Source organism: Bacillus sp. 3G2 (genome assembly GCF_044324725.1).
Taxonomy (GTDB): Bacteria; Bacillota; Bacilli; order Bacillales; family Bacillaceae_G; genus Bacillus_A; species Bacillus_A mobilis.
In genome coordinates, this window is the sequence record NZ_CP172246.1 from 389,076 (window position 1) to 414,107 (window position 25,032).

Below are 25,032 nucleotides of genomic sequence, written 5' to 3' on the forward strand. Positions count from 1 at the left end.
AAGAAAAGAGAAGCATTGACTCCCATTTTTAACAAGATATAATAAAACCTAGATATACCTTTCAAAAAGAAGAAGATATAATATAGGATAAAAAATTTTACCCTATTATTTTTATAGCTTTTAGAAAACGCTTACAATTAGTGTGGAGGGGAAACCATGTCTAAGTTCACGAAGTATTTTTTAATGGAAGCTAGCGATGTGATTGTGTATGTGAAAGAGAAATTATCTAGGTTTGAGGATGCAAAGGGGTTGCAGTGTAAAGAAATAGGCGATGGTAATTTAAATTATGTATTCCGCGTTTGGGATGAACAGAAGAATATTTCTGTCATTGTAAAGCAAGCTGGGCATACAGCACGCATTTCAGATGAGTTTAAATTGTCGACGAATCGTATTCGTATAGAATCAGATGTTTTGCAGTTAGAGGAAGAGTTAGCACCTGGGCTTGTTCCAGAGGTGTATTTGTTTGATAGTGTGATGAATTGTTGCGTAATGGAAGATTTATCGGATCACACTATATTGCGTACAGCACTTATAAATCATCAAATGTTTCCAAATCTTGCGGATGATTTAACTACTTTTATGGTAAATACTCTTCTATTAACATCAGATGTTGTAATGAATCATAAAGAGAAGAAGGAACTTGTGAAAAATTATATAAATCCTGAGTTATGTGAAATTACAGAAGACCTCGTCTACGCCGAGCCATTTATAAATCATAATAAGCGTAACGAGTTATTTCCGTTAAATGAAGGATGGATTAGAGAGCATATTTATAGTGATAACGAGCTTCGTATGGAAGTAGCAAAACTTAAGTTTTCTTTTATGACGAATGCACAGGCGCTTATTCACGGTGATTTACATACTGGTTCTGTTTTTGTAAGAGATGATTCTACAAAGGTTATTGATCCTGAGTTTGCTTTTTATGGACCGATGGGATATGACGTTGGGAATGTAATGGCGAATTTAATGTTTGCTTGGGTAAATGCAGATGCAACCATGCCGCCCGGGGCTGAGAAAGATACGTATATAGATTGGCTACAATCAACAATGGTAGAGGTAATTGATTTATTTAAGAAGAAGTTTTTAGATGTTTGGAATATGCATGTGACCGAGATTATGGCGAAGGAAGAAGGCTTTAACGAAGTATATTTACAATCTGTATTAGAGGATACGGCTGCAGTGACGGGCCTTGAGTTAATTCGTCGTATTGTTGGGCTAGCGAAAGTAAAAGATATTACTTGTATCGAGAACGAAGAAGCACGTGCTAGAGCAGAACGCATTTGTCTTCAAGTAGCGAAGAAATTTATTTTACAGGCGAATCAATATAAAACAGGTACAAGCTTTGTAGAAACGTTAAAAGAACAGTCCATGCACTATGTGAAGTAAGGGGAGAAGATGATGGAAGAACAATTAATACCAATTCAGTGGAAAGATGATGCTTTAGTTTTATTGGATCAAACATTACTACCGAATGAGATTGTCTATGAATCTTTCAAGACAGCTGAAAGTGTGTGGGATGCCATTCAAGTAATGAAAGTACGAGGAGCGCCAGCGATTGGTGTTTCGGCAGCTTATGGTGTGTATTTAGGAGCCAAGGAAGTTACTCAAAATACGGTGGAAGAATTTATAGAGGAAGTCAAAAAGGTATGTGCATACTTAGCAACATCAAGACCGACAGCAGTAAATTTATTTTGGGCACTTGAAAGAATGGAGGCAGTCGCGACAGAGAACGCACACTTATCAATTGCCCAGTTGAAAGATAGATTACTAGAAGAGGCAAAAGAGATTCATAGAGAAGATGAAGAAATTAACCGTCAAATTGGAGAACATGCACTAACATTATTCCATGATGGAATGGGAGTATTAACACATTGTAATGCAGGTGCATTAGCGACGACTAGGTATGGTACTGCGACAGCTCCAATGTACTTAGCGAAAGAAAAAGGATGGGACTTGAAAATCTATTCAGATGAAACACGTCCTAGATTACAAGGTTCAACGTTAACAGCATTAGAACTACAGCGAGCGGGGATTGATGTTACTGTTATTACGGATAATATGGCAGCTATGGTCATGTCACAAGGAAAGATTGATGCGGTGATTGTTGGATGCGACCGTGTGGCAGCTAATGGTGATGTAGCAAATAAAATTGGGACATTAGGCGTATCTATTTTAGCGAAATACTACAATATTCCGTTTTATGTAGCAGCACCAACACCGACAATCGACTTAAAAACACCGACAGGAAAAGAAATTCCGATCGAGGAAAGAGATGCTGCTGAAGTGATTAATCGCTTCGGGCAATATTCTGCTCCGAAAGAAAGTAAAGTATATAATCCAGCATTTGATGTCACACCACATGAAAATGTAACAGCGATTATTACGGAAAAAGGGATTGTAAAAGCACCGTTTACGGAGAACTTAAAAAAATTATTTCAATAAGTAGATAGAGTTAAAAAGGCAGTCATCATAAGCTTCATACTTAGGGGGATGTATATGTTATTACAAAAAGAAAGAGAAGAAATTGTAGCGTATGGAAAGAAAATGATTTCTAGTGGTTTAACAAAGGGGACAGGCGGCAATATTAGTATTTTCAATCGCGAGCAAGGTCTTGTTGCAATTAGCCCAAGTGGTTTAGAGTATTATGAAACAAAACCTGAGGATGTAGTTATATTAAACTTAGATGGTGAAGTGGTAGAGGGAGAGAGAAAACCATCAAGTGAGCTCGATATGCACCTTATTTATTATAGAAAGCGTGAAGATATAAATGCGCTTGTGCATACACATTCTCCTTACGCGAAGACGATTGCATCATTAGGATGGGAACTTCCTGCAGTATCGTATTTAATTGCTTTCGCAGGTCCGAATGTACGCTGTGCACCGTATGAAACATTTGGTACGAAGCAATTAGCAGATGCTGCTTTTGAAGGCATGATTGATCGTCGTGCCGTTTTACTTGAGAACCACGGTTTAATTGCAGGTGCAAATAACATAAAAATGGCATTTACTGTTGCAGAAGAAATTGAGTTTTGTGCGCAAATTTATTATCAAACGAAAAGCGTCGGAGAGCCGAAGCTATTGCCAGAAGATGAAATGGCGAATTTGGCGAAGAAGTTTGAAGGGTATGGACAGCAGTAGAATGAAATAAAAACACCCTCAAGAAAAAATCTTGAGGGTGTTTCTTACGCCTTTTTAAGCAACAAATACATAAAATAAGGAGCACCAATTAAAGCAACGACAATACCAGCTGGAATACCGTTAGGATCGACGATATTACGTCCGATTGTGTCTGCTAATAGCAATAGCCATCCGCCGATTAAAAGGGCGATAGGCATGAAAATTTGATGTCTTGGACCTACTAAAGATTTTGCAATATGAGGAGCCATTAGTCCGACAAAACTAATTCCTCCTGTTACGGAAACAGCTGCAGCTGCAAGCGCAACGGCTGCGACTAATAAGTATCTGCGTTCTTTTTCAATTTCAATTCCAACACCGATTGCGACTGGCTCGTTTAATGCTAGAATGTTTAATCGGTTTGCTTTATAGAAAACGAATGGAATTAATATGATTAACCACGGGAGCATTGCGAAAACGAAGACCCAGTCATCTCCCCAAATGTTTCCCGCGATCCACTTGGCGATAAAGTCCACTTTCATACGATCAGCGGATGAAATAAGGACAATCATCATTCCAGATAGTGCAAATGAAAAACCAATACCAGTTAATGTTAATCGTATTGGCTGAAGTCCAGTTGATTTACTATATGAAAATACATAAATTAGAACAGCTGTCAGAAACGCACCGATAAATCCAACAACAGGTAGTAAGTAAAGAAATGAACCTACGTCTATTGGAAAGTATAAAAAGAAAATAGCAACAGCAACACCGGCTCCAGAGTTGATACCGAGAATACCAGGTTCCGCTAAATCATTTCGGGTAATTCCTTGTAGGATAGCACCTGATAAAGCGAGAGCCATACCAGCTAATAATGTAATAACAATTCTAGGTAGTCGTAAAGAGTATAAAACAAACTCCTCTTTAAAAGTACCTTGTCCCATTAATGTTGGGAGTAGTCGATCATAAGATAAAGATGCTGAACCAAGTCCCATTCCAACTACAATGGTTGTGATGGTTAGTATAAGTAAAGCGAGTATAATAAGACGTTGTTTTCTTAGAATAGATTGCATCATGAGAATGTTTTTCCTCCTTTACGTACAACGAATAGGAAGAATGGCAGCCCTACAATTGCGACAATAGCGGCAACTGGTGTTTCGTACGGAGCGTTAATAGTACGTCCGACTGTATCTGCAAGTAGCATAAAGGAAGCTCCAGCAATTGCTGACATCGGTATAACAAAACGGTAGTCCGGCCCAACAATTGGACGTATCATATGAGGCACCATTAAACCGATAAATGCCATATTTCCGACAAGAGCTACAGACGCACCAGCAAGTAATATAATAATGATAAATAGAATGGTTTTAATAACAATAATTTTTTGACCTAGTCCAATAGCAACTTCTTCACTGAAACTAAGAACTGTCAATTTTTTTGCTAGTAAGATAGCGATAAAGATACTAATTGAAATGACTGGAATAATAATTTTTAATTGGCCCCAAGTTGTTCCAATTACGCCCCCAGCAGTCCAAAGTGATACCTCTTGTGAAATTTTAAAATAAATGCCGACACCTTCTGAAATTGCAAGCAAAAATGCTGAAACGGCAGCACCAGCTAATACAATTCGAAGAGGGGACAGCCCGCCTTTTTTCACCATACCAATTCCAAATACCATAATTGCGCCAATTGCAGCACCGATAAAGCAAGCAAATGTTAAGTAAAGGTAGCTGATGGAAGGATTGAAAGCAAGTGTCAGTGCAAGTGCAGCATTTGCTCCACCAGATAATCCTAATAGTCCAGGATCTGCAAGCGGATTTCGTGTTAATCCTTGCATAATTGCTCCAGAAACAGCAAGTCCAGCTCCTACAAAAATAGCAGCTACTTCACGTGGTAAACGAATTTCTCGAATAATAGATATTTTGTCCCCTTTAGCAGATGAAGTGAGTGCTAACCATACATCTTTTATTGAAGTATCGGCAGCCCCTAATACCATTGCCACCATAAAAATAAGAAAGAATGCAATTATGCTCAAAATTAGTTTGTATGTAAAAGCTATAGAACGTGGATTGTCGTGATCTTTTGTCATTCGTTTCACATCTTTTCTGTTCATAGAATAAAGGAAGAGGAATTCTTAATTTAAGAATTCCTCATGTTTGTATTATTTACCAAGAAAGCTCTTCTTGAAGAAGTCTAGTTGGAAATCTAATGTAAGTGGATCATTGAAATAGAATTCCATCATGTTTGCTTCGTATACACGATTATTTTTTACTGCCGGGATGTTTTTATATGATTCTGTCTCTTGGAATGAGTTATCAGTATCTTTGTTTTTACTTACGATTAAGTAATCACCAGCAAACTCAGGTAATACCTCAGTAGATAATGCGTAGTAACCTTCTTTTAATGCTTTTTCTTTTACTTTTTCAGGCATTTTTAATTTCATTTCTTGGTACAGAATTTCTGTTCCACGGCCCCAGTTTTCGCCGTATACATAAAGCTGTTTGTTGAAGTTTTCTACAACAGAAACTGTTGCATCTTCACCGATTTTTGCTTTAATTTCTTTACCAGCGTCTTGTGCACGTTTCTTGAAGTCATCAACCCAAGTTTTTGCTTCTTTTTCTTTGTTTAATAACTTACCGATTTCTAAATGCTGTGTTAAGTAATCAACTTTTCCGTAAGTGTATGTTACAGTAGGAGCGATTTTTTTTAACTTATCGACATTTTTAATATTTGATAAACCAATGATTAAATCTGGATTTAGTTCAGCGATTTTTTCAACGTTTTCATCTGATACTTCAGCAACATCTTTCAGTTTACTATCAAAACGTGGGTTTTGTTTAGACCATGAATCTACCCCAACAAGATTTACTCCTAATGACATTACGTTACCAGCGAATGATGATAAAACAACAACGCGTTTTGGATTTGCAGGAACTTCTACTTTACCATTTTCAGATTGGTATGTAATTGTTTCTGATTTACTACCTTTTGCATCGTTCTTTTTGTCTGTAGAGCCATTGCTACAAGCGCTCATAACAAGAACGAAAAGAACTGTTAGTGAAATAAATAACTTTTTCATCGTCTTTCTCCTTTAACATAGATGATATGTGTATACAATAATTTGTTTAACTGCAATCTGTTTGAAAGAGTAGTGGTAATGCAAAATGCTTATTAAAAATCTTGAATATGAGATTTTACAATATAGTATTAACCATATTAGTGAAAGAAGATGTAATCTCAAATTTGCTAATTATTAACAAAATGATAATGATTATCACTATTGATTCTTTAAATAATATAATTTTATCTAGGTGTATTGTCAATAGCAATTTTGATTGTAAATTTTGCGGAAACAGGTTATATTTTATTGAGAATGATAATCAATGATTAGTAGCTGAGGAGTGAAGGTGAATGAATAGAGAAGAATTGTTTGATGTAACCGTGATAGGCGGGGGACCTGCAGGGCTTTATTCAGCTTTTTATAGTGGACTCAGAGAGATGAAAACGAAAATAATAGAATTTCAACCACAGTTAGGTGGAAAAATACATGTTTATCCGGAGAAGATGATTTGGGATATTGGCGGATTATTACCGGTTACTGGTGAAAAATTAATTGAGCAACTTGTACAACAAGGGTTAACATTTCAGCCTGAAGTGGTAGTAAATACAAAAATAGAATCGATTATTCGTAACGAAGATGGCACTTTTACGTTAAAGGCAAGCAATGGAGAAGAACATTTTTCAAAAACAGTGATCGTTGCAACTGGAAGCGGTATATTGAATCCACAAAAGTTATCAATTGAAGGTGCGGAGCGATTTGAAGTATCAAACTTAAATTATACAGTTAAATCGTTAAAACGTTTCAAAGATAAAACGGTCATTATTTCAGGCGGAGGTAACTCTGCAATTGATTGGGCAAATGAGTTAGAACCAATTGCGAAAAAAGTTTATTTAACATATAGAAAAGAAGAATTATCTGGTCATGAAGCACAAGTGAAGCAACTTATGAACAGCTCAGCGGAGTGTTTCTTTAATACCTCTATTACAAAATTAATTGCTGGTGATAATCATGAAGCGATTGAATATGTAGAATTAACAAATCACGAGACAGGTGAAGTTGCCCATATACCTATTGATGAAGTGATTATTAACCATGGATATGAGCGTGACATTACGTTATTAGAAAATAGTGAGTTAGACGTTGCAATTATAGATAATTATTATATTGCAGGGAATGCAAATAGCGAGTCTTCAGTAGATGGATTATATGCTGCGGGAGATATTTTAAAGCATGAAGGGAAATTACACTTAATTGCGGGAGCGTTCCAAGATGCTGGAAATGCTGTAAATAAAGCGAAACAATTTATTCAACCAGATGCAAGCGAGTATGGAATGGTTTCTTCGCATAATGAAGTATTTAAGAAGAGAAATCGTGAATTGATCAAGCAGATGATGAAATAATAAAAAACAAGTATACCCCCATTTACTTCTCTATTCGAATGATAAGAGAGGCAAATGGGGGTTTTCCTGTTTACTATATTTTCAATCATTATAATGACACCGGTTTCATCAGTTCATGTGATATGAACGTTTTATTTGTAAATCTTCCTAGAAAACAATGAATCTATGTTTTGCTGAGGCAGAACAGTATTACATTATGCTGTGCCTTTAGCTCGTTCGTTAGGAAATGGCATATTTAATATAGAAGCAATGTACTGTTTTCCATGCATTCGAGCTAATGATTCTAATATTTGGCGGACGCGTTTTGTAAGATGTCCTTGTCCCTTTATAGCTTCACAATATGCGTCATAGAAAGCGTATTTAGCCCAAAGGAAATCATCTTGTTGGAATAAAAAATGATTTTTGTACCATTCCCCAATTGTATGGTAACGATTGTTTTCATGTATTGCTGAGCTTTGAGAAAGAATACGATCAGATAAAGATGTAGTTAAATGAGAAATTGTGTTTTCTGTTTCAACCTGTAATGTTTTTTCTAACATTGTAATGATGTGACGAGTAGCCATATGTTAACTCTCCTTTGTGTAAATGGGTAGTACCATTCTATATTTAAAAAATCCTTACTATATTATTATACAATATATGGAATGCATCCACCTTCTTTTTAAATTGCATTTACAAAATCTTTTTTATTTGTTTACAAAAATAAAGTAAGATACAGTATATAGGAAAAAACAATAAAGGAATGAATGCGTTGTATATAACAGTAGAAGAAGCTGCGGAGTATTTGAATTTACCAAAGTCGTATATTGAAGAGCTAATTCAGCAAAAGAAAATTCGTGCACTGTTTGATGGAGAGCAATATTTATTAAATAAAGAACAATTCAATACACATTTAGAACAAATGGAGAAATATAAGCATTTAGTGGAAGAAATATTGAACGAACCAATTCCAGAAGATATGGATGTTAAAGACGAAGATTAAACGATGGGAAATCCCGTATGAAGATATACAGAAATGTATCTTCATACGGGATTTTTTTTGTGAAGATGCCAAATTTAACAGACCTTAAGCATTTTGTAAGAGTTTGATAGGTAATAGTCTACCATGTTAAAAGCATATTTTTTTCTAGCTAGGACAAACATAGAGAACGTAACCTGTACAGATACATATACTATCAGTGCAAAAGCTTATAAATTAATGGAAGGGGTTTTCTCGTGAGTTTATTTCATTGTGATTTTCTGAAAGATTTAATTGGATCTTTTGTGAGAGTAAACAGAGGTGGTCCAGAATCTCAAAAAGGGACAATAGTCGCAGTATGTTCGGATTATTTTGTATTAAAGAATGAAAAAGGAGAGCTCTATTACTATCAGATTCGTCATCTGAAAAGTGTTACAAAAAATGCGAAAGATTGTAAAGCAGATGATTGCGGATGGTTTGAATGTGAATGTGAAGATGACTTTGAAAAGCTACTTCAAAGCTTCAAATATCGCTGGGTGAAAATTAATCGTGGGGGTCCGGAGAAAGTTGAAGGTATTTTACAAGATGTTTCTTGTGAATTCGTGACATTAATTGTAAAAGAAGAAGTTATATTAGTTGCAGTATCTCATATTAAGAGTGTCACAGTAGAGTGCGGAGAGAGCGAAGAAAGCAAAGAAAGCAATAGTGAAAGCACTTGTTCAGGTCGAGATCGCGCACAAAGACAATCAAGTAGAGGAAGATAATAAGAAAGGAGGATATAAATTTGGAGAGTGTATTATGCTGTGAGCAAATTAAGTGCTTAGTTGGTGAGACTGTAAAAGTGAATCTTCGTGGACCAGAGAGTCGAGTGGGGGTACTTGTATCGTTAGGAAGAGATTATCTTACATTACAACTTCCTCTTGGTGAATTAGTATATTACCAATTGAAACACGTGAAGAGTCTAGTTAAGAAAGTGAAAGAAAGTAAATGTGGCGATTGCTATGTTTCATGTTTCTGCTCTGAAGATGATACTTTTGTCGATGTATTACGTGACTTGAAGTATAAGTGGGTAAAGATTAATCGTGGCGGCCCAGAGTGTGTGGAAGGTTTATTAAGTGAAGTGCATGAAGAATGTATTACGCTAGTAAACTGTGATGAAGTCATTTATATCATTAATTATCATATAAAGAGTGTGAGTCAAGTAGTGAAATGTAAAAAGAATGAAGATGAATAATGTTTAATAAATAAGAGGGGCATTATGAGGGAAAGAGAAGAACAATTTCTTATTTCAATAGTATGAAAAGGAATTACTTACTATTAAAACGGAACATTGCCCTGATTATTTTTTTGAAATGGACGATAGGAAAGGTGAAATCCATAGGAAGGAGGATATAGATGAATGAGTTAAATAAAAGTATTGGAGAAAATATATATGTTAAATTAATCGGTGAAAAGAGATTTAAAGGCGTATTAATTGATGTAGGAAATGATATCGTTGTTATTTACAATGGACAAGACTACGTATATATATCTTTATACCATGTACAATATTATAAATTTTTAAGACCACATGATGAAGAAGTATCAAAACCAGATGTTGATTCTGTAATTAAGAGGGAATCACCTTCCATTTCTTTAAGAAAAGTATTAAGTACGTCTAAAGGAATTTTTACAGAAGTTTATGTAGCAGGAAATGCCCCAATACATGGTTATGTTACAAGTGTAATGAACGATTATATCGTTTTTTATAGTCCAGTTTATAAAACAGTATATATATCTTTAAAGCATTTGAAATGGTTAATTCCGTATAAAGAAAATCAAGTCCCTTATGCCCTCAATAAAAATGAACTCCCCGTAAATCCATTAAATATTACGTTAGCTAGAACATTTGAAGAACAGCTTATTAAAATGGCTGGAAAAATCATGGTGTTCGATTTAGGTGAGGAATCTAATAAGATTGGAAAGATGGCGAAGATTGATGAAGGGCACATTGAAATATTAAAAGCACGTGATGCAAAAATGTATGTAAATATTCAACATGTAAAATCTGTCCATTGTCCGTAGACGAGTTGAAAGGGCTGGCTTTTTCTTTTAGATAAAAAAGAAAAGGTCGAGCCTATTTATTTAGTTTGATTTGGATGTGAGGGGAAAAATGAATTGAATATAAATGTATTAGCCTGATCTATGGAGAGCTAATCTTGTGCAAAATTATAAAGAATATGTACGAGCCATCTTTTAGTATATTCAATTTATTTTTTGGAGGGAGAACTGTTCAACTACTATATTAAAGGGGTTTTGTTGGTGGAACAGTTTTCAAATTCGTCATCGATTACATTACTTGGTAGTGCTGGTGGAGCAGCAAAAGCAGTTTTAGCCATTTTAAATCAAGCGATAGTAAATGAAAAAGATCCGATTTATGAAGCGATAAGGAATGTTCAATTTCATTTGGTTGATATAAAACAAAAAGATAGGACTTATTATGATGAGTTGTTTCCGAATTTGAAAGATCAATTGTTTTTATATGAAATTGACCTTCAAGATGTAGTGAAATTCAAACAACATTTGAAAGAAAAAAGTACGGGTGTTGTTATTGATGTTTCAGGCGCAGATACGATTAGAGTATTAAGCTGTTGTAATGAACTTGGAATTTGTTATATTAATTCAGCTTTGGAAAATGAAGCAGTAGATCAGGACGACAGTTTAATCGGTTTTCAGCTTACGGAAAGATATACGAGGTTTGAGAAGGAGAAAGAGAAATTTACAAATACAAAAGCAATTATAGGCTCAGGTATGAATCCAGGTGTTGTGCAATGGATGGTTGTCGAACTTATGAAGGAACGTCCAAATGAAAAACCAAAAGCATGCTATATAGTAGAACATGATACTTCATTTTTGAATGATGAAGCACTGATAAAGCCTCATACACTTTATGCTTCATGGGCAGTAGAGCGATTTCTAGATGAAGCGATATGGAGTTATCCGATGTATATGAGTCATCATCGTCCCCTTTACTTTTATGAAGATGTATATGCTTCAGAGTATAAAGTAAAGTTAGGAGAGAAAGAGTTCCATGGTTGTTTAATGCCACATGAGGAAGTTTTAATTTTAGGGAAAAACTTCAATATGGAAGTAGGCTTTCTGTACCGAATTAATGAGTATACGACCAATGTAATTAGACAGAACTTAGACCAAGTAGAAGATTTATGGAATTGGAATCGTAAAGTATTTAATCCAGCGGAAGAAGAGATTGCAGGGGAGGACCTGGTTGGTGTGCTACTCGTTTATGAAAATAGCGAGACGTATATGTACAATGTAATGAATAGTAGCCAAGTTTTTCATAAATATAAAACGAATGCCACTTACTTTCAAGTAGGGTGCGGGATTTATGCAGGCCTGTGCAGCTTATTATTAGATCGCTTTGGACAAGGTGCTTACTATGTCGAGGAATTATTATTAAATACAGAAAGTAAGTACGGTGAATATTTAAATTTATATATGAATAATTTTGTAATAGGACATAATAATTTTACGGATGGCCTGCTACATGATCGGGTAAGATGGATATAAGTTATAGCGAAAAGGAAGGAGAGATCTCCTTCCTTTTCGTATGATAAGGTTATATATTGCCCTGAAAGCAATTTCATACTTATAATTTAATGAGATAATCTGTAAAGTTTTTGTATGGATCATGAGGAGTATTTATATGAACAAATTTAAAAGCTTGATATATGAGGAAAGAGAAGCTTTAAAAGTATTTGTATTATTATTCTATATTATATTTTTTTTATATGACGTTATTTATTATTTTGTGTATCCAGCCATGGACATTAACGGGGCAAGGATAGGATGGCCTGAAGGTGGAATGGGGATAGGTTTGTATATATTAGTAATATCTTTATTTCCTATTTCGATATACCTTCAAAAAAAGGGTTATGTATATTTCGTAAAATATTTGTTTTTAATTGGGTATATGTTTATTGATCTTATTAATAATCTAATGATTTATTTAAACAGTGATCGTGTTTTTGAAAATGGGAATATGGTTGAAATATTTTTAATTTTATTTGCACCGATATTTGTGAATAGAAAATATTTTTATTTAGTTTCTTTTAGCGTAATTGGAAAGTATGTATTTTTCACGTTACTATTACAAGATGAAAAAGTTGTAATCCCGCTTGTTTTATGTGTATTCTTTTTTATTATTTCGCATTCTTTGTTAAAACGATTTCAGTCGTATGTAAGAACAGTTGTTGAGATGATGAACAATATAAAGGAGACAGAAAATCTTGCTGTAATTGGGACTATGTCTACAACAATCGCACATGAAATTCGAAATCCATTAACAGCTTTAAAAGGATTTACACAAATGCAAAAAGAAAGAAACCCTGCAGATATGATGAGCTACGATATTATGTTACAAGAAATTGAAAGAATTAACGGGTTTGTTAGTGAATTGATGTTATTAGGAAAACCGAAACCAACGAATTATGAATGGTGTAATATACAGGAAATCCTTTTATATGTTGTACAGCTAATGGAAAGTTATGCAGCGCAATATAGAGTGAGATTTCATTTGCAAGTAGATGGGAATCTACCTGTTATAAATGGTGATGATAAACAATTAAAACAAGTGTTATTAAATGTTATTAAAAATGGAATAGAATCAATGCCAGAAGGTGGAGATATTCATATCCGTGCATATCAAAAAACGGAAGGGCAGTTGTGCATGTCTGTTGAAGACCAAGGCTTTGGTATAGAGAAGGAGAAGCTAGAGAAGATTGGAAAGGCTTTTTATACAACAAAAGAGAATGGTACGGGACTTGGGCTAATGATTACATATAAAATTATTAAGGAACATCAAGGAAGTATCGCGATTCAAAGTAGCGTGGGACTAGGAACGAAAGTGGAAATTTCTTTACCGACAGTATAATGTGATAGGAGAGAATATTTTTCAGAAAAGTGTTCTTGTTGTGTAAATATAAACATTTTATAAAATGTTTCAAGAAGGGTTTTTTTTATAAAATACTTCGTTTATAATGGAAGAAAATATCGACATGAGATTTGTTATTCATGTAACGGTTCGGTAGTGTTAGGAAAAGAAGGGGTGCACGCGCATCCTTTTTTCTATGCAGATATTATGAAAGAGGTGGTATGATGGAATTAACATTAAATTCGACTGTATGTTTACACACGATTCAATTTAGAAAAGAGCAAAAGAATTATATTGTAAAAGATACAATTACAGGAGAAAAATATGAAATGCCGCCACTTTGGATTGATGCATTGGCAATGATGCGTGACGGTTTTTTATTGGGAGAAATTGAGGAAAAATTAAAAGAAGAGTATCCAGAAGAAGAAATAAATATGTTAGCATTTACGAGGCAACTGTTAGAGCTAGAGCTTGTCGGAATGGTAGATGGGGAAGAAATAGCTTGTACAAAGAAAAGAGAGAAAGATTATTTAGCTTGGTTACGTCCTCGTGTTGAGCAATTCTTTCTTAGTTTAAATAAAAAAAATAGAAGCAAAGGTCAATGATGATCTTTGCTTTTTTTGTATAGTTTGTTTAAAAAATTACAGCGAATGCCCTTGCAAAAGCACCATCGCTATCTTTAATTTTTAAAGGTGCCGCTGAGAAAAAGAAACGTTTCGTGTGAATGGCATCTAAGTTTGTTAAGTTTTCAATTAAATAAATATTATTCCCAAGTAGTATGTGATGAATTGGTGATGTTTCTGTCGTTACCTCATCAGGAGAAATGAAATCTAGGCCGACCGATTTTACTTTTAATTGAACTAATTCCTCAGCTAATTCTTCAGAAAGATAAAAAGCTTCTTGCTCATACGCCTCTGTATTCCACTTAGTAGATAGATTGGAATGGAAAATAACAATATCTCCTTCTTTTATGTCAGCATTGTGCAATACTTCTTTAGGTAGTTTTCGTTCTTGTACATGAGTTACATCAATAAGAACCGCTTCGCCTACAAATTGATCTAGGGGTAATTGATCAATAGTCGTTGCGCCTGAAATGAAATGAGCAGGAGCATCACAATGCGTGCCAACATGAACGACAGAATGAAAATCTGTAACTTGATAGCCTGTCTCTTCAACGCTTGTAATGGCCCCTAAATTGATTTTTGGTGTTCCAGGGAATTGGGACATATTGTTTTCAAATGTTTGTGATAGGTCAATTACTTTCACTTTATATACCTCCAATATATGTTTTGAAATAAAAAAACTCACCTTTCGTAATCAAGAAAGATGAGTTTTGCACACAATAGTTACGTTTTATCTTTCAAAATGCAATGCATTTTGCAGGAATTAGCACCTATTCAGTTTGTATAAACTGAGGTTGCTGGGCGTCAAAGGGCCGGTCCCTCTGCCTCTCTTGATAAAGACATATTTAATTTTAGTTCTGAATATTCATTGTATTTAAATTGTAATTCATTTCCTTTTTTCGTGCAATACAAAATAGGTATTCACCCAAATAAAGCTGCTCGCATATTGTAGCTTATGTAAATAGAATGCTGCGAAGGAGTGAGTGCAGTGACAGGGACTGTATTGAATTATTATGCTGGTGGAAATACAGCTAGAGGATTTCATAATTTATATGATGAGAATTTAAAAGGGTTAGACAGATTATTTATTTTAAAGGGTGGCCCTGGAACGGGGAAATCTTCTTTAATTAAGGCAATAGGTCGTGAATGGGTTGAAAAAGGATATGATATTGAATTTTTACATTGTTCTTCCGATAATAAATCGGTTGATGGTGTAATTATCCCGAAGTTAAAAGTAGGAATTGTTGATGGAACATCTCCGCATGTTATTGAGCCGAAAATGCCAGGAGTTGTTGAGGAGTATATCAATTTAGGGGTTGCTTGGGACTCAGATAAATTAAGAAAGCAGAAGGTGGAAATTGAACGATTTGTTTCAGAGGCAAGCAAAGCTTTTCAAGCTGCTTACGCTTGTTTTCACGAGGCGCTAATTATACATGATGAGTGGGAGAAAATATATATTAATAATATTGATTTTAATAAAGCAAATGAACTAACTGATCAGCTGATTGAGAAGCTTTTTACGGATAAAGGAGGGAAACAATCGCTTGTGAAACATCGTTTTTTAGGAGCAGCTACCCCAAAAGGAGCAGTTGATTTTGTTCCTAATTTAACAGAAGGATTACCACATCGTTATTTTATAAAAGGGCGCCCAGGCTCTGGGAAATCAACTATGCTCAAAAAATTAGCTAAGGCAGCAGAAGAAAAAGGCTTTGCGGTTGAAGTATATCATTGTGGATTTGATCCAAATAGTCTTGATATGGTTATCGTAAGAGAGTTAGGGTTTGCAATTTTTGATAGTACCGCACCACATGAATATTTTCCAAGCCGTGAAGGTGATGAAATTATAGATATGTATGCCCTAATCGTGAAACCAGGGACAGATGAGAAGTATGCGACAGAAATTCGCGACGTGTCAATTCAATATAAAGCGAAAATGAATGAGGCGATGTCTTTCTTAGCGAAAGCGAAATCAGTTCGTGATAAATTAGAACGAATTTATATTGCGGCTATGGATTTTTCAAAAGTAGATGCATATAAAGAGGAGATTCAAAAAGAGTTTGAACGAATTGCGGTTAGTGTAACAGAAAAGAACAAGTAAAAAATAAGGGATTTTGGCAGGCTGTCGGGAATTTTCTGACAGCTATTTTAGTATGTAGTAAACTTAGTAATATATTTGTCGAATTTCCAAGGAAATAATCAAAAAATGGAGAGGGTATGAAATGAGAGAGAAAATTAAAGCGGAGTTAGCAAGAATTGAAAAAGAGAATGATGTAAAAATCTTATTTGCAGTGGAATCAGGAAGTCGTGCTTGGGGATTTCCATCGAAAGATAGCGATTATGATGTTAGATTTGTTTATATGCATCCGGTAGAGTGGTATTTATCAATTCATGATAAACGAGATGTAATTGAGTATCCAATTAGTGATGATTTAGATATAAGTGGATGGGATATTAAAAAGGCGTTACAACTATTTGCAAAATCAAACCCAGCTTTACTTGAATGGATTCGATCACCGATTTTTTATTCGAAAAACACTCATTTTCCAGAACAACTTCAGCAAATGAGTGATAAGCATTTTGACCCAAAAGCAACGATATATCATTACTTACATATGGCTTCAAAAAATTATCGTGAATTTTTACAAGGCGAGAATGTAAAATTGAAAAAGTACTTTTATGTATTGCGTCCTATTTTAGCTTGTAAGTGGTTAGAGGAGAAAACAACTTTGCCTCCCGTAGAATTCGATCGATTGATTACAGAATTATCATTAGAACGTAGCGTATTAGATGAAATTGAACAGTTATTAATAAAGAAAAAGGCAGGTACTGAATTAGATATTGGATTAAAAATTGAGATTTTGAATCAATTTTTACAAGAACAAATTCATTACTATCAGCAATATGTAAAAGGAATTGAAAAGGGATCAGGGATTGATATTGAGAGTTTGAATACATTGTTTCGAGATATGTTGTTTGCAGGATATGAAAAAGAGCACAAGTGAGTTTGTGCTCTTTTTTATTTTGTAGGAATAAAGAAAACAGATATAGCTGCGATGAGACCTGCGAATGAGAATAAGTAAAAATTCCATGCTAAGTCATATTGCATTGTCTACTCATTATCAACTCGTTTTAACGGTTGATCTGCTGGACCTTCTATAACATCACCCTCAATTGAAAAGCGGGAACCGTGGCAAGGACAGTCCCAAGTACAATCACCATTATTCCATTCAACCTCGCAGCCAAGATGTGTACAAGTTGTATCGACAATATGTAATTTTCCATCTTTGTCCTTATAAGCACCTGCTCGTTTCCCATTAACATGTACGACAGATCCTTCACCAACCTCGAGATCTTCTGGTTTACGTAATGCGGTCTCGATCTTTCCTTCAATTAAATGTTTCGCAACATCAATGTTCTGGGAGAGGAACGTTTTTATATCTGGATTTGCATGGAAGCGTGATGGTGCATACAGTTCTTTATATGGACTGTGTACTTTTAGAATGGAATCCTTCAGTAAATGAGCGGCAGCAGTTCCAGTTGTCATTCCCCATTTACGATATCCAGTTGCAACAAATATATTTGGATTGCTCTCGTTAATATGTCCAATATAAGGGAGCTTATCTAGCGTGATTAAGTCTTGTGCTGACCATCTATAAGGAACTTCATCTACTCCAAACGTTGCTTCCGCAAAAGAATACAGTGCTTCGTAATGAAGCATTGTGTTTATTCCTTGTCCTGTTTTATGACTTTCTCCGCCAATTAAAATTAATTTTTCCCCATTGTTTGTTGTATAGCGCAAAGAGCGTTTTGGGTCATCAATACTTAAATACATGCCACCTGGATAATCCGTTTTTGCTTTGATTGCAAGAGCATAAGATCGTTCAGCATACATTCGTGTAAAGAAAAAGCTATTCGCATCATAAAAAGGAAAATGTGAACAAGAGACAACATATTCACAAGTGATGCGATGTCCGCCCTTTGTAATGACTTGTGGATAATCCCCCTTTTCTACATCAATAGCGGTTGTTTGTTCATAAACTTTGCCGCCCATCTCCACAAACTTTTCTAGAAGTGTTTTCAAATAAAGAAGGGGATGGAATTGTGCTTGGTTTTTCATGACAAGTGCAGATTGTACGGGAATCGGAATCGATAGGGATTGAACATAGTCACAAGGTATATTTAATTTTTGATAGGCTTCATATTCTTTTGATAAATTTCTTAATCCATTATCAGTAGTTGTATATAAATATGAATCTTCATTTGAGAAATGACAGTCGATTTTATATGTTTGCACCGTTTCATTTATGAATTGTAGAGCATGATTATTTGATTCATAGTAAAGCCTTGCTTTTTCCAAACCGAAATGATTGATTAATTCATCATAAATAAGATCATGTTGAGCTGTCACCTTTGCTGTTGTATGCCCAGTTGTTCCGTTTAAAATAAGACCAGAATCAATTAAAACAACATCGATGCCTTCTTTCGCAAGTAAATAGGCAGTAGTAATACCTGTAATACCAGCACCGATAACAGCGACTTTCGTCTTTATATTTTCGGATAAAGGGGGAAAAGCAGGGATTTGAGTAGATTTAATCCAATAAGATAATGGGAATTGTGGAAATGTATCGCTTGTCATTATAGAAACCTCCCGATTTTAGAACAATTTTCCTTTTAATATTTCCATATGATATGAAATTCATGTGTGTTGTTTTAGAAGGTGTCTATTTTTATTAAAAGAAAGATAAAATTATTTTAGTATAATTCTTTAATGTCATCGGTATGAAGAGGTAGGAGTTGTGTAAAGCTAGATTCAGGTGAGTTTATTTGTTGTTTACATAGAGAGTTCTTGAATAAGATAGAGTCTATAGTATGTCAGTGTATGTACATGCATAATGGATGAAACCTTATAAAGTCTATGTTTTTTCTTTAGTGAAATAAAGTATGATTATAAAAATATAACCAACTTTTATTACTAGGTCATAAAAGTTGTTGACAATATAGAAATTCTATTGATATGATTCATCATGTGGAAAGGTTGATAGAGAGTAAAAAGAGAAATGTTTTTCATTGATAATAAAAGCGGAAAAATAAGTGACGATAGAGTGAGTATATTTTCCTTATACATAGATGCTTTTTAATCACCTAGTAAAATCAATCTGGAAGCAAGAATTGATATATGTAAGTTGCGCAAGACGCGGCATAAGAAAGGGGCAAAAGGATGAAGGAGCTTCATACGTTTGGGTGGTATGCAGCACGTGTATCACCACATTTGCCGAAAAAAGCATTTAAACCAGTTCCTACTCGTTTATTTGGTGGACTGGCTTATTTGCTTGTGGCATTGGCGGGGTTAATATCGATTGGTGTATTTGAATTGAATGTGTGGGCGAATCTAGGAATTGCGATTGTTCTTGGATTATGTTTTGCTTCACTTGGGTTTTTAGGGCACGAAATTTTACATGGAACTGTTGTAAGAAAAGCTTGGCTTCGTGATTTCTTAGGCGCGATTGCATTTATGCCATTATCAACAGGTCCTAAACTTTGGAGAAAGTGGCATAATGCAACGCATCACGTTCATACACAACATGAAGAGAATGATCCAGATGCATGGCCTACACTTGAGAAGCTTAAGAAGAGTAAGTTTTTGAGCTGGGTATATCGTATGCCTCTTCATGTACGTTCATTCTTTAGTTTTCTGTCATTAACTATTCAATTTACATTGCATTCGACTCGAATGTTCTTTCATTTTATAAAAGAATTTAAGTCATCCAATCAAAAATCTGTATGGCTTCAACTTCTTTTGCCTTGGACAGTTTGGATTAGTTTATTGTTTATTATGGGACCAGCAAAATGGTTATTTGCATATGTGATTCCGTTGTTAATTGCTAACTTTATTGTAATGGCATATATCGCAACAAATCACCGCTTAAATCCAATTGTTCCAGTAAATGATCCGTTAGCAAACTGTCTGTCAGTAACAGTGCCGCGCTGGGTAGACGTTTTACATTTCAATTTCTCATATCATACAGAACACCATTTGTTCCCTGCTATGAGCTCTAAATACTATCCGTTAGTAAAAGAGAAAATTAAAGAAATGTGGCCGGAACGCTATCATGAGATGCCAATGACAAAAGCTTTGGCAGCGCTATGGAATACACCACGTGTGTATTATCAAGGAAGTGAATTAGTGGATCCGCATAGAGAGCATTTCTATGGTTCTTTAGGAAATGGACTAGATCCTCATAATATTTCATATCGTGAGGAACATATAGAGGAAGAAGAGAGTATTAAAAAAGTAAATCAGTAAAAATTGATATATTTTGCATTGAAAAAGCAAGCCATCTCAGGCTTGCTTTTTCTTATAAAGAGACTTCTTTTTTATTCTTTCTATGGACTTGACCGGAGTTAGTTTCTTTTCGTTGTAGGCGTTTTTCCAAAAGGTTAACAAGATAAGTGAATAGGAGAACAAGCACGAGATAATATAAACCAACGATTATGTATGTATCTAATTGTTGGAAGTTACCTGCAGCAATAGATAAACTAGATCCCCATAATTCGGACATTCCTACATATGCAACGAGCGAAGAATCCTTTAATCCAATAATAAACTGATTTCCTAAAGGAGGAAGGGATTGTCGAAATGCTTGCGGTAATATAATACGGCGCATCGCTAAAGGATAAGGCATACCTAGAGAGCGAGCAGCTTCTAATTGTCCACGGTCGACAGATTGAATGGATCCGCGGAAAATTTCAGTAATATATGCACCGTTATGGATTGCTAAAGCAATTGCCCCTGCCCAAAAAGGAGTGAAGACAATAATCGATGTAATACCGAAATAGAGAATGGCAATTTGAACAATTAAAGGTGTACCACGAATAATGGCGATATATACATGAGCAATACTATTTAAAACCTTATTGTTAGAGATTCGAAAAAAGGCGAATAGTAATCCAATTAGTGAACCGAGTACTAGGGATGTTAGTGTTAATTGTAATGTGACAATAGTAGCCTTTAAGAGTGTGGGATAAGTAGACATAAAAATTTCAAACATATGTGTCACCTCATATTGTATGGATTTTGGTAGGGAATGAAATACCCCACATAAAAAGTGGGGCATAATGTATGAAACATTTGAAGGGCTAAATTATTTTGTTTTTGCCTCTTCACCGAGAATATTACGCCCAAACCATTTTTTACTGATTTTTTCATACGTACCATCTTTAATGATTTCATCTAAAGCTTTATTTACTTTCTCAACCATTTCTTTATTATCTTTACGAATAGCAATTCCCATTTCATCAAGATTTAATGGTTTTCCAGCTTCTTTTATATTTGATTTCCCTTCTTTGATCATGCGTAAACCGACCATTTGATCAGTGATTACTGCGTCAATACGTCCAGGCTCTAAGTCCATAAGTGCAGTAATATCGCTGTCATATTCTGTGATTTGATCAGTATGTTTTGCAACAAGGTCTTTAAAGGTACTAGCTTTTACAACACCAATTTTCTTACCTTTCAAATCTTCTGGAGAGGAGATAGATGTATTCTTTTTAGCCACAAAAATTTGGGCACCAGAACGATAATAAGGATTTGAGAAATTAACAGCTTTTAAGCGTTCTTCTGTAATTGCCATACTGCCCAATATAGCATCATATTTTTTCGATTGTAGACCTTGAATTAGCGTTTCCCACGGATTTGTAATAGGAGTGGGTTTCATATTCATTTTTTTCGCAAGTGCCTCACCAATTTCCACATCAAAACCGGCAAGCTTTCCGTCATTTTCTTTATAGTTAAAAGGTTTATATAAGCCACTCATCGCATAACGGAATTCTTTTTCACCATTTGAAGAAGTAGTAGCGCTTTCCTTACTACAGGCTCCTAGTATGAAGGATGTACATAATGTAATACTCGCAACAATGGTTAATAGTTTTCTTTTCATAAAACCCCTCCTATATATTGATCATACGGATGGTTTTAAGTATGTTATTGAGTTGTGCACCGTATGAATGTATTTCTTTTCGTTTGAAACAGAAGCTACATTATAAAACGTTGCGTAAAAATTGTTTTGCTCGTTCATGTGATGGAGCGGAAAAGAATTGCGCTGGCGGAGCGTCCTCTACAATTTTTCCATCATCCATAAAAATGACGCGATCAGCTACATCTCTCGCAAAATTCATTTCATGAGTAACGATAACCATGGTCATTCCTTCTTCAGCAAGTTCTTTCATAACCTGCAATACTTCTCCAACAAGTTCAGGATCTAAGGCTGAGGTAGGTTCATCAAATAGCATAATTTTAGGGTTCATAGCAAGAGCTCGTGCTATGGCAATGCGCTGTTTTTGACCACCTGACAGGAGGTGGGGCGTTACATCTGCTTTATCTTGTAGGCCGACTTTTTCCAATAGCTGATTTCCGATTTCCTTTGCGTTTGCTGCTTCTAATTTTTTTACATGAATAGGTGCTTCTATGATGTTTTCTAGTGAGGTCATATGGGGAAAGAGGTTAAAGTGCTGAAAAACCATACCGACATTTTCGCGGACTTTGTTTAAATTTGAATGCTTAGGATCAATTTGTTCCCCTTGTAAGTGAATTTCACCTTCATCGTACATTTCTAAAAAGTTCAGACAGCGAAGTAATGTACTTTTACCGGAACCACTGGCACCAATTAAAACAACAACTTCTTTTTCTTTTACTTCTAAATCAATTCCTTTTAAAACATCAAGTGAGCCGAATGATTTTACTAGATTTCGAACCTGAATCATACAAAACCCCCAGTCAAAAATATATTTTGCAAATGTTGCCCCTTATTTCTGTTATTAGCCACAAATTGTCAGAATCCTTCATTTTTTTTCGGAGGACAGTTCTTATATAAAAAAATCTGAATGTATAATTAAAATAGAAAGACTACCTAAATTAGGTAGTCTTTCCAATGCTTACAAATTTTTAATTTTAAATTGAGTTGCGAACGCTTCTAATTCTTCAACAAGTTTTTGCATTTGAAGAGACATATTTGTAATATCCTGTATTGATAACGACTGGGCTTGTGAAGATTGAGATGTATAATTAGTCTCCGAAACTATATTTTGTGAAATTGAAGAGATATTAATAAGTGCGCTATTTATTTCTTCTGAGCTTGCTGACATTTCTTCTGCACTTGCTGTTATATCTTGTATTTGATCTGTAACCTCATTAATATGATTCACGATATTATGGAATGCTAATTTTGCATTTTGAACGGCATGAATGCCTTCTTGAATTTCTTGTTGTCCTTTCCCCATAACGTTGACGACATCTTTTGTATCATTTTGTACGAGTAAGTTTAGTTTTGTTATATCTGTAGCTGCTTGTTTTGATTGTTCAGCAAGCTTACGAACTTCTTCAGACACAACTGCAAATCCTTTTCCATGTTCACCCGCGCGAGCAGATTCAATGGCAGCGTTTAAAGATAACAGATTTGTTTGTTCAGAAATATAAGTAATAGTTTGTAATGCTTTATCGATATCTTGTGTACGGACAACTAATTGATCTACCATTTTATATATTTCATCCATGACGGTATGGATAGTTGTCATTTGAGAAATGGATTTCTCAATGATTTCGCTTCCTACATTTGCCTTATCAGAAGTAGAAATAGCTAAGTTTGAAATCGTTGTAGAAGATTCAGCTATGCTTTGCACGCCATTTGCTATTTCATCCATAGCTGTAGAACTATCTTTAATATTCGCAGACTGATCATTAATATGGTGAGACAACTGCTTCATTGTATTTGCAATGTTATCCATAGTGGAAGAGGAAACGGTTGCTGTTTCAACAATGTGGTTTGTAGAGCCTTTTATTTTTGCACTTGTTTGAATCACATTGTTAATAATTTGCTGTAAATTTAATATCATTTGATCAAAACTATTAAACATATGACCAAATTCATGACGATATTGTTTTGGTACAGCGACGGTTAAATCACCTTTTCCAGCTGTATTCATTATGTTTCGTAATGAATTGATTGGATTGATAATAGATTTAGCAGTAAATAAGGAGATAAGAATGCAAAGAACTAAACATGCAATGAATAAAATAATTGTTATGCTTATCACTTGCTTATAAGAGTGTTGACTTTCGTTATACAGACTTTCAGCTAACTTTTCGTTATAATCACTAAGGTTTTTTAAAGCGTCTACTGTAGCTGATAAATTAGGTTCAACTGTAGTTAGGTAAAATGAATATGCTTGATTAAGCTTATTCTCTTTAATGAGATCAAGCATTTGAGTACGATGCTTTTCATAGTTTTCTAGCTTTTCTTTATATTGGTTGAGGAGCTTTTTTTCTTCTCCTGTTACATATGTATTTTCGTATTGAGCTCGTAATTTTTCGGTTTCTTTATTTGTATCATTTAATTTATTTAAAATTGTAGTACGCCGATTTTCATCTTCCGTAATAATGAGTTCCTTTACATAACTAAACTCTTGATACATGCTGCTCTCAATAGAGCCTAGCCATTTAATAGGTTGTAGACGATCCACATATACTGTTTGAAGCTGTTTGTGCATTTGTTGTAAATTTATATAATTTACAACATTAATAATTAGTATGGAAAGAATGGGTACTGCCACTAACAATATCAATCTGTTTATAACGTTTAAACGATCTAAAATTTTTAACATAGAATCACCTAACCTTACATTATTTAGTTGAATATATAATTGGCATCCAAATAAAAGTATACATTATTTTTATTTATATACAGAAAAAGTAATGTAATGAATATGTAAATAAAAAAATAAAAATCGATATATCTTTCTATAAGGAAAATATGGATAATAATATATAGATAGTATGTATATTACTTATGAGGAGGAATGAGAAATGGAAAAGGAGAAGAAAACTTTTTCCTTTGGTTTACGTACACAACTTATGCTATTTACTACAGTTTTAGCTTTTATTACATATTCAA

The 25,032-nt window shown here is 34.6% G+C and carries 24 protein-coding genes, 1 pseudogene and 1 riboswitch; of the genes and pseudogenes, 14 read left to right on the forward strand and 11 right to left on the reverse strand.

Going from position 1 to position 25,032, the window contains the following annotated elements:
- The first annotated feature begins 156 nt into the window (after positions 1-156).
- Genes mtnK through ACHZK0_RS02040 form a run of 3 tightly spaced genes read left to right on the forward strand, consistent with a single transcriptional unit; the run spans position 157 to position 3,138 of the window.
- Positions 157-1,386, forward strand: coding sequence for an S-methyl-5-thioribose kinase (gene mtnK, locus ACHZK0_RS02030; RefSeq protein WP_395761103.1), 1,230 nt, complete (start codon positions 157-159; stop codon positions 1,384-1,386).
- 12 nt (positions 1,387-1,398) lie between these two features.
- Positions 1,399-2,442, forward strand: a complete 1,044-nt coding sequence (gene mtnA / locus ACHZK0_RS02035) for an S-methyl-5-thioribose-1-phosphate isomerase (protein ID WP_262741293.1) — start codon at positions 1,399-1,401, stop codon at positions 2,440-2,442.
- A 54-nt stretch (positions 2,443-2,496) separates the two neighbouring features.
- Positions 2,497-3,138, forward strand: coding sequence for an L-fuculose-phosphate aldolase (locus ACHZK0_RS02040; RefSeq protein WP_000926556.1), 642 nt, complete (start codon positions 2,497-2,499; stop codon positions 3,136-3,138).
- 44 nt (positions 3,139-3,182) lie between these two features.
- Here the strand turns inward: ACHZK0_RS02040 and ACHZK0_RS02045 are convergent, their stop codons facing one another.
- Genes ACHZK0_RS02045 through ACHZK0_RS02055 form a run of 3 tightly spaced genes read right to left on the reverse strand, consistent with a single transcriptional unit; the run spans position 3,183 to position 6,193 of the window.
- A complete protein-coding gene (locus ACHZK0_RS02045) occupies positions 3,183-4,190 on the reverse strand; it encodes a FecCD family ABC transporter permease (RefSeq protein ID WP_262741295.1) in 1,008 nt (335 codons plus the stop codon).
- Positions 4,187-5,227, reverse strand: a complete 1,041-nt coding sequence (locus tag ACHZK0_RS02050; RefSeq protein WP_395761104.1) for a FecCD family ABC transporter permease — start codon at positions 5,225-5,227, stop codon at positions 4,187-4,189. Before ACHZK0_RS02050 ends, ACHZK0_RS02045 begins: the two co-directional genes overlap by 4 nt.
- 48 nt (positions 5,228-5,275) lie before the next feature.
- Positions 5,276-6,193, reverse strand: a complete 918-nt coding sequence (locus tag ACHZK0_RS02055; protein WP_000732577.1) for an iron-hydroxamate ABC transporter substrate-binding protein — start codon at positions 6,191-6,193, stop codon at positions 5,276-5,278.
- Between the two features lie 332 nt (positions 6,194-6,525).
- On the opposite strand from ACHZK0_RS02055, the gene ACHZK0_RS02060 reads away from it, so the two are divergent.
- Positions 6,526-7,575, forward strand: a complete 1,050-nt coding sequence (locus ACHZK0_RS02060) for an NAD(P)/FAD-dependent oxidoreductase (RefSeq protein ID WP_262741297.1) — start codon at positions 6,526-6,528, stop codon at positions 7,573-7,575.
- A 194-nt stretch (positions 7,576-7,769) separates the two neighbouring features.
- Here the strand turns inward: ACHZK0_RS02060 and ACHZK0_RS02065 are convergent, their stop codons facing one another.
- Positions 7,770-8,138 carry a hypothetical protein gene (locus tag ACHZK0_RS02065; RefSeq protein ID WP_395761105.1) on the reverse strand — a complete coding sequence of 123 codons (369 nt, stop codon included), beginning with the start codon at positions 8,136-8,138 and terminating at the stop codon, positions 7,770-7,772.
- Positions 8,139-8,317: 179 nt separating this feature from the next.
- Here ACHZK0_RS02065 and ACHZK0_RS02070 point away from each other — a divergent pair, with 179 nt between their 5' ends.
- The 7 genes from ACHZK0_RS02070 to ACHZK0_RS02100 all read left to right on the forward strand — a co-directional run bounded on the left by ACHZK0_RS02070 (position 8,318) and on the right by ACHZK0_RS02100 (position 14,068).
- Positions 8,318-8,557, forward strand: a complete 240-nt coding sequence (locus tag ACHZK0_RS02070) for a helix-turn-helix domain-containing protein (protein ID WP_080467727.1) — start codon at positions 8,318-8,320, stop codon at positions 8,555-8,557.
- A 233-nt stretch (positions 8,558-8,790) separates the two neighbouring features.
- The gene (locus ACHZK0_RS02075; protein ID WP_097819452.1) at positions 8,791-9,297 is read left to right on the forward strand and encodes a spore coat protein; all 507 of its coding nucleotides are present in this window, start codon (positions 8,791-8,793) and stop codon (positions 9,295-9,297) included.
- Between the two features lie 20 nt (positions 9,298-9,317).
- Entirely contained in the window at positions 9,318-9,767 is a 450-nt protein-coding gene (locus tag ACHZK0_RS02080) for a spore coat protein (protein WP_097819453.1), read from the forward strand.
- 161 nt (positions 9,768-9,928) lie between these two features.
- Entirely contained in the window at positions 9,929-10,597 is a 669-nt protein-coding gene (locus ACHZK0_RS02085) for a DUF2642 domain-containing protein (protein WP_073518109.1), read from the forward strand.
- A gap of 237 nt (positions 10,598-10,834) precedes the next feature.
- Positions 10,835-12,100 (forward strand): S-adenosylmethionine decarboxylase related protein, encoded by a 1,266-nt coding sequence (locus tag ACHZK0_RS02090; RefSeq protein ID WP_262741298.1) that lies wholly within the window; start codon positions 10,835-10,837, stop codon positions 12,098-12,100.
- 136 nt (positions 12,101-12,236) lie between these two features.
- The gene (locus ACHZK0_RS02095) at positions 12,237-13,463 is read left to right on the forward strand and encodes an ATP-binding protein (RefSeq protein ID WP_270606273.1); all 1,227 of its coding nucleotides are present in this window, start codon (positions 12,237-12,239) and stop codon (positions 13,461-13,463) included.
- 224 nt (positions 13,464-13,687) lie between these two features.
- Positions 13,688-14,068, forward strand: a complete 381-nt coding sequence (locus ACHZK0_RS02100; RefSeq protein WP_262742122.1) for a hypothetical protein — start codon at positions 13,688-13,690, stop codon at positions 14,066-14,068.
- 28 nt (positions 14,069-14,096) lie between these two features.
- On the opposite strand, the gene ACHZK0_RS02105 is transcribed toward ACHZK0_RS02100, so the two are convergent.
- Positions 14,097-14,729 carry a cyclase family protein gene (locus ACHZK0_RS02105; protein ID WP_000862971.1) on the reverse strand — a complete coding sequence of 211 codons (633 nt, stop codon included), beginning with the start codon at positions 14,727-14,729 and terminating at the stop codon, positions 14,097-14,099.
- 84 nt (positions 14,730-14,813) lie between these two features.
- A riboswitch (SAM riboswitch) is annotated at positions 14,814-14,926 on the reverse strand.
- A 148-nt stretch (positions 14,927-15,074) separates the two neighbouring features.
- On the opposite strand from ACHZK0_RS02105, the gene ACHZK0_RS02110 reads away from it, so the two are divergent.
- On the forward strand, positions 15,075-16,184 hold the full coding sequence (locus ACHZK0_RS02110; protein WP_395761106.1) for a PRK06851 family protein: 1,110 nt from the start codon (positions 15,075-15,077) through the stop codon (positions 16,182-16,184).
- Between the two features lie 121 nt (positions 16,185-16,305).
- The gene (locus ACHZK0_RS02115; protein ID WP_262742120.1) at positions 16,306-17,088 is read left to right on the forward strand and encodes a nucleotidyltransferase domain-containing protein; all 783 of its coding nucleotides are present in this window, start codon (positions 16,306-16,308) and stop codon (positions 17,086-17,088) included.
- Between the two features lie 14 nt (positions 17,089-17,102).
- Here ACHZK0_RS02115 and ACHZK0_RS02120 read toward each other — a convergent pair.
- Positions 17,103-17,195: pseudogene (locus ACHZK0_RS02120) on the reverse strand (MFS transporter); the annotation flags it as partial.
- Positions 17,196-18,722 (reverse strand): FAD-dependent oxidoreductase, encoded by a 1,527-nt coding sequence (locus ACHZK0_RS02125; RefSeq protein ID WP_395761107.1) that lies wholly within the window; start codon positions 18,720-18,722, stop codon positions 17,196-17,198.
- A gap of 582 nt (positions 18,723-19,304) precedes the next feature.
- Between ACHZK0_RS02125 and ACHZK0_RS02130 the strand changes: the two genes are divergently transcribed.
- The gene (locus tag ACHZK0_RS02130) at positions 19,305-20,390 is read left to right on the forward strand and encodes a fatty acid desaturase family protein (RefSeq protein ID WP_262742117.1); all 1,086 of its coding nucleotides are present in this window, start codon (positions 19,305-19,307) and stop codon (positions 20,388-20,390) included.
- 52 nt (positions 20,391-20,442) lie between these two features.
- Here the strand turns inward: ACHZK0_RS02130 and ACHZK0_RS02135 are convergent, their stop codons facing one another.
- The 4 genes from ACHZK0_RS02135 to ACHZK0_RS02150 form a co-directional block, all read right to left on the reverse strand.
- On the reverse strand, positions 20,443-21,135 hold the full coding sequence (locus ACHZK0_RS02135) for an amino acid ABC transporter permease (protein ID WP_270342087.1): 693 nt from the start codon (positions 21,133-21,135) through the stop codon (positions 20,443-20,445).
- Positions 21,136-21,228: 93 nt separating this feature from the next.
- Positions 21,229-22,023, reverse strand: coding sequence for an ABC transporter substrate-binding protein (locus ACHZK0_RS02140; RefSeq protein WP_262742115.1), 795 nt, complete (start codon positions 22,021-22,023; stop codon positions 21,229-21,231).
- Positions 22,024-22,123: 100 nt separating this feature from the next.
- The gene (locus tag ACHZK0_RS02145) at positions 22,124-22,846 is read right to left on the reverse strand and encodes an amino acid ABC transporter ATP-binding protein (protein ID WP_270342086.1); all 723 of its coding nucleotides are present in this window, start codon (positions 22,844-22,846) and stop codon (positions 22,124-22,126) included.
- A 171-nt stretch (positions 22,847-23,017) separates the two neighbouring features.
- Positions 23,018-24,742: a methyl-accepting chemotaxis protein gene (locus tag ACHZK0_RS02150; protein ID WP_395761108.1), complete on the reverse strand. Its 1,725-nt coding sequence runs from the start codon at positions 24,740-24,742 to the stop codon at positions 23,018-23,020.
- Between the last annotated feature and the right edge of the window lie 290 nt (positions 24,743-25,032).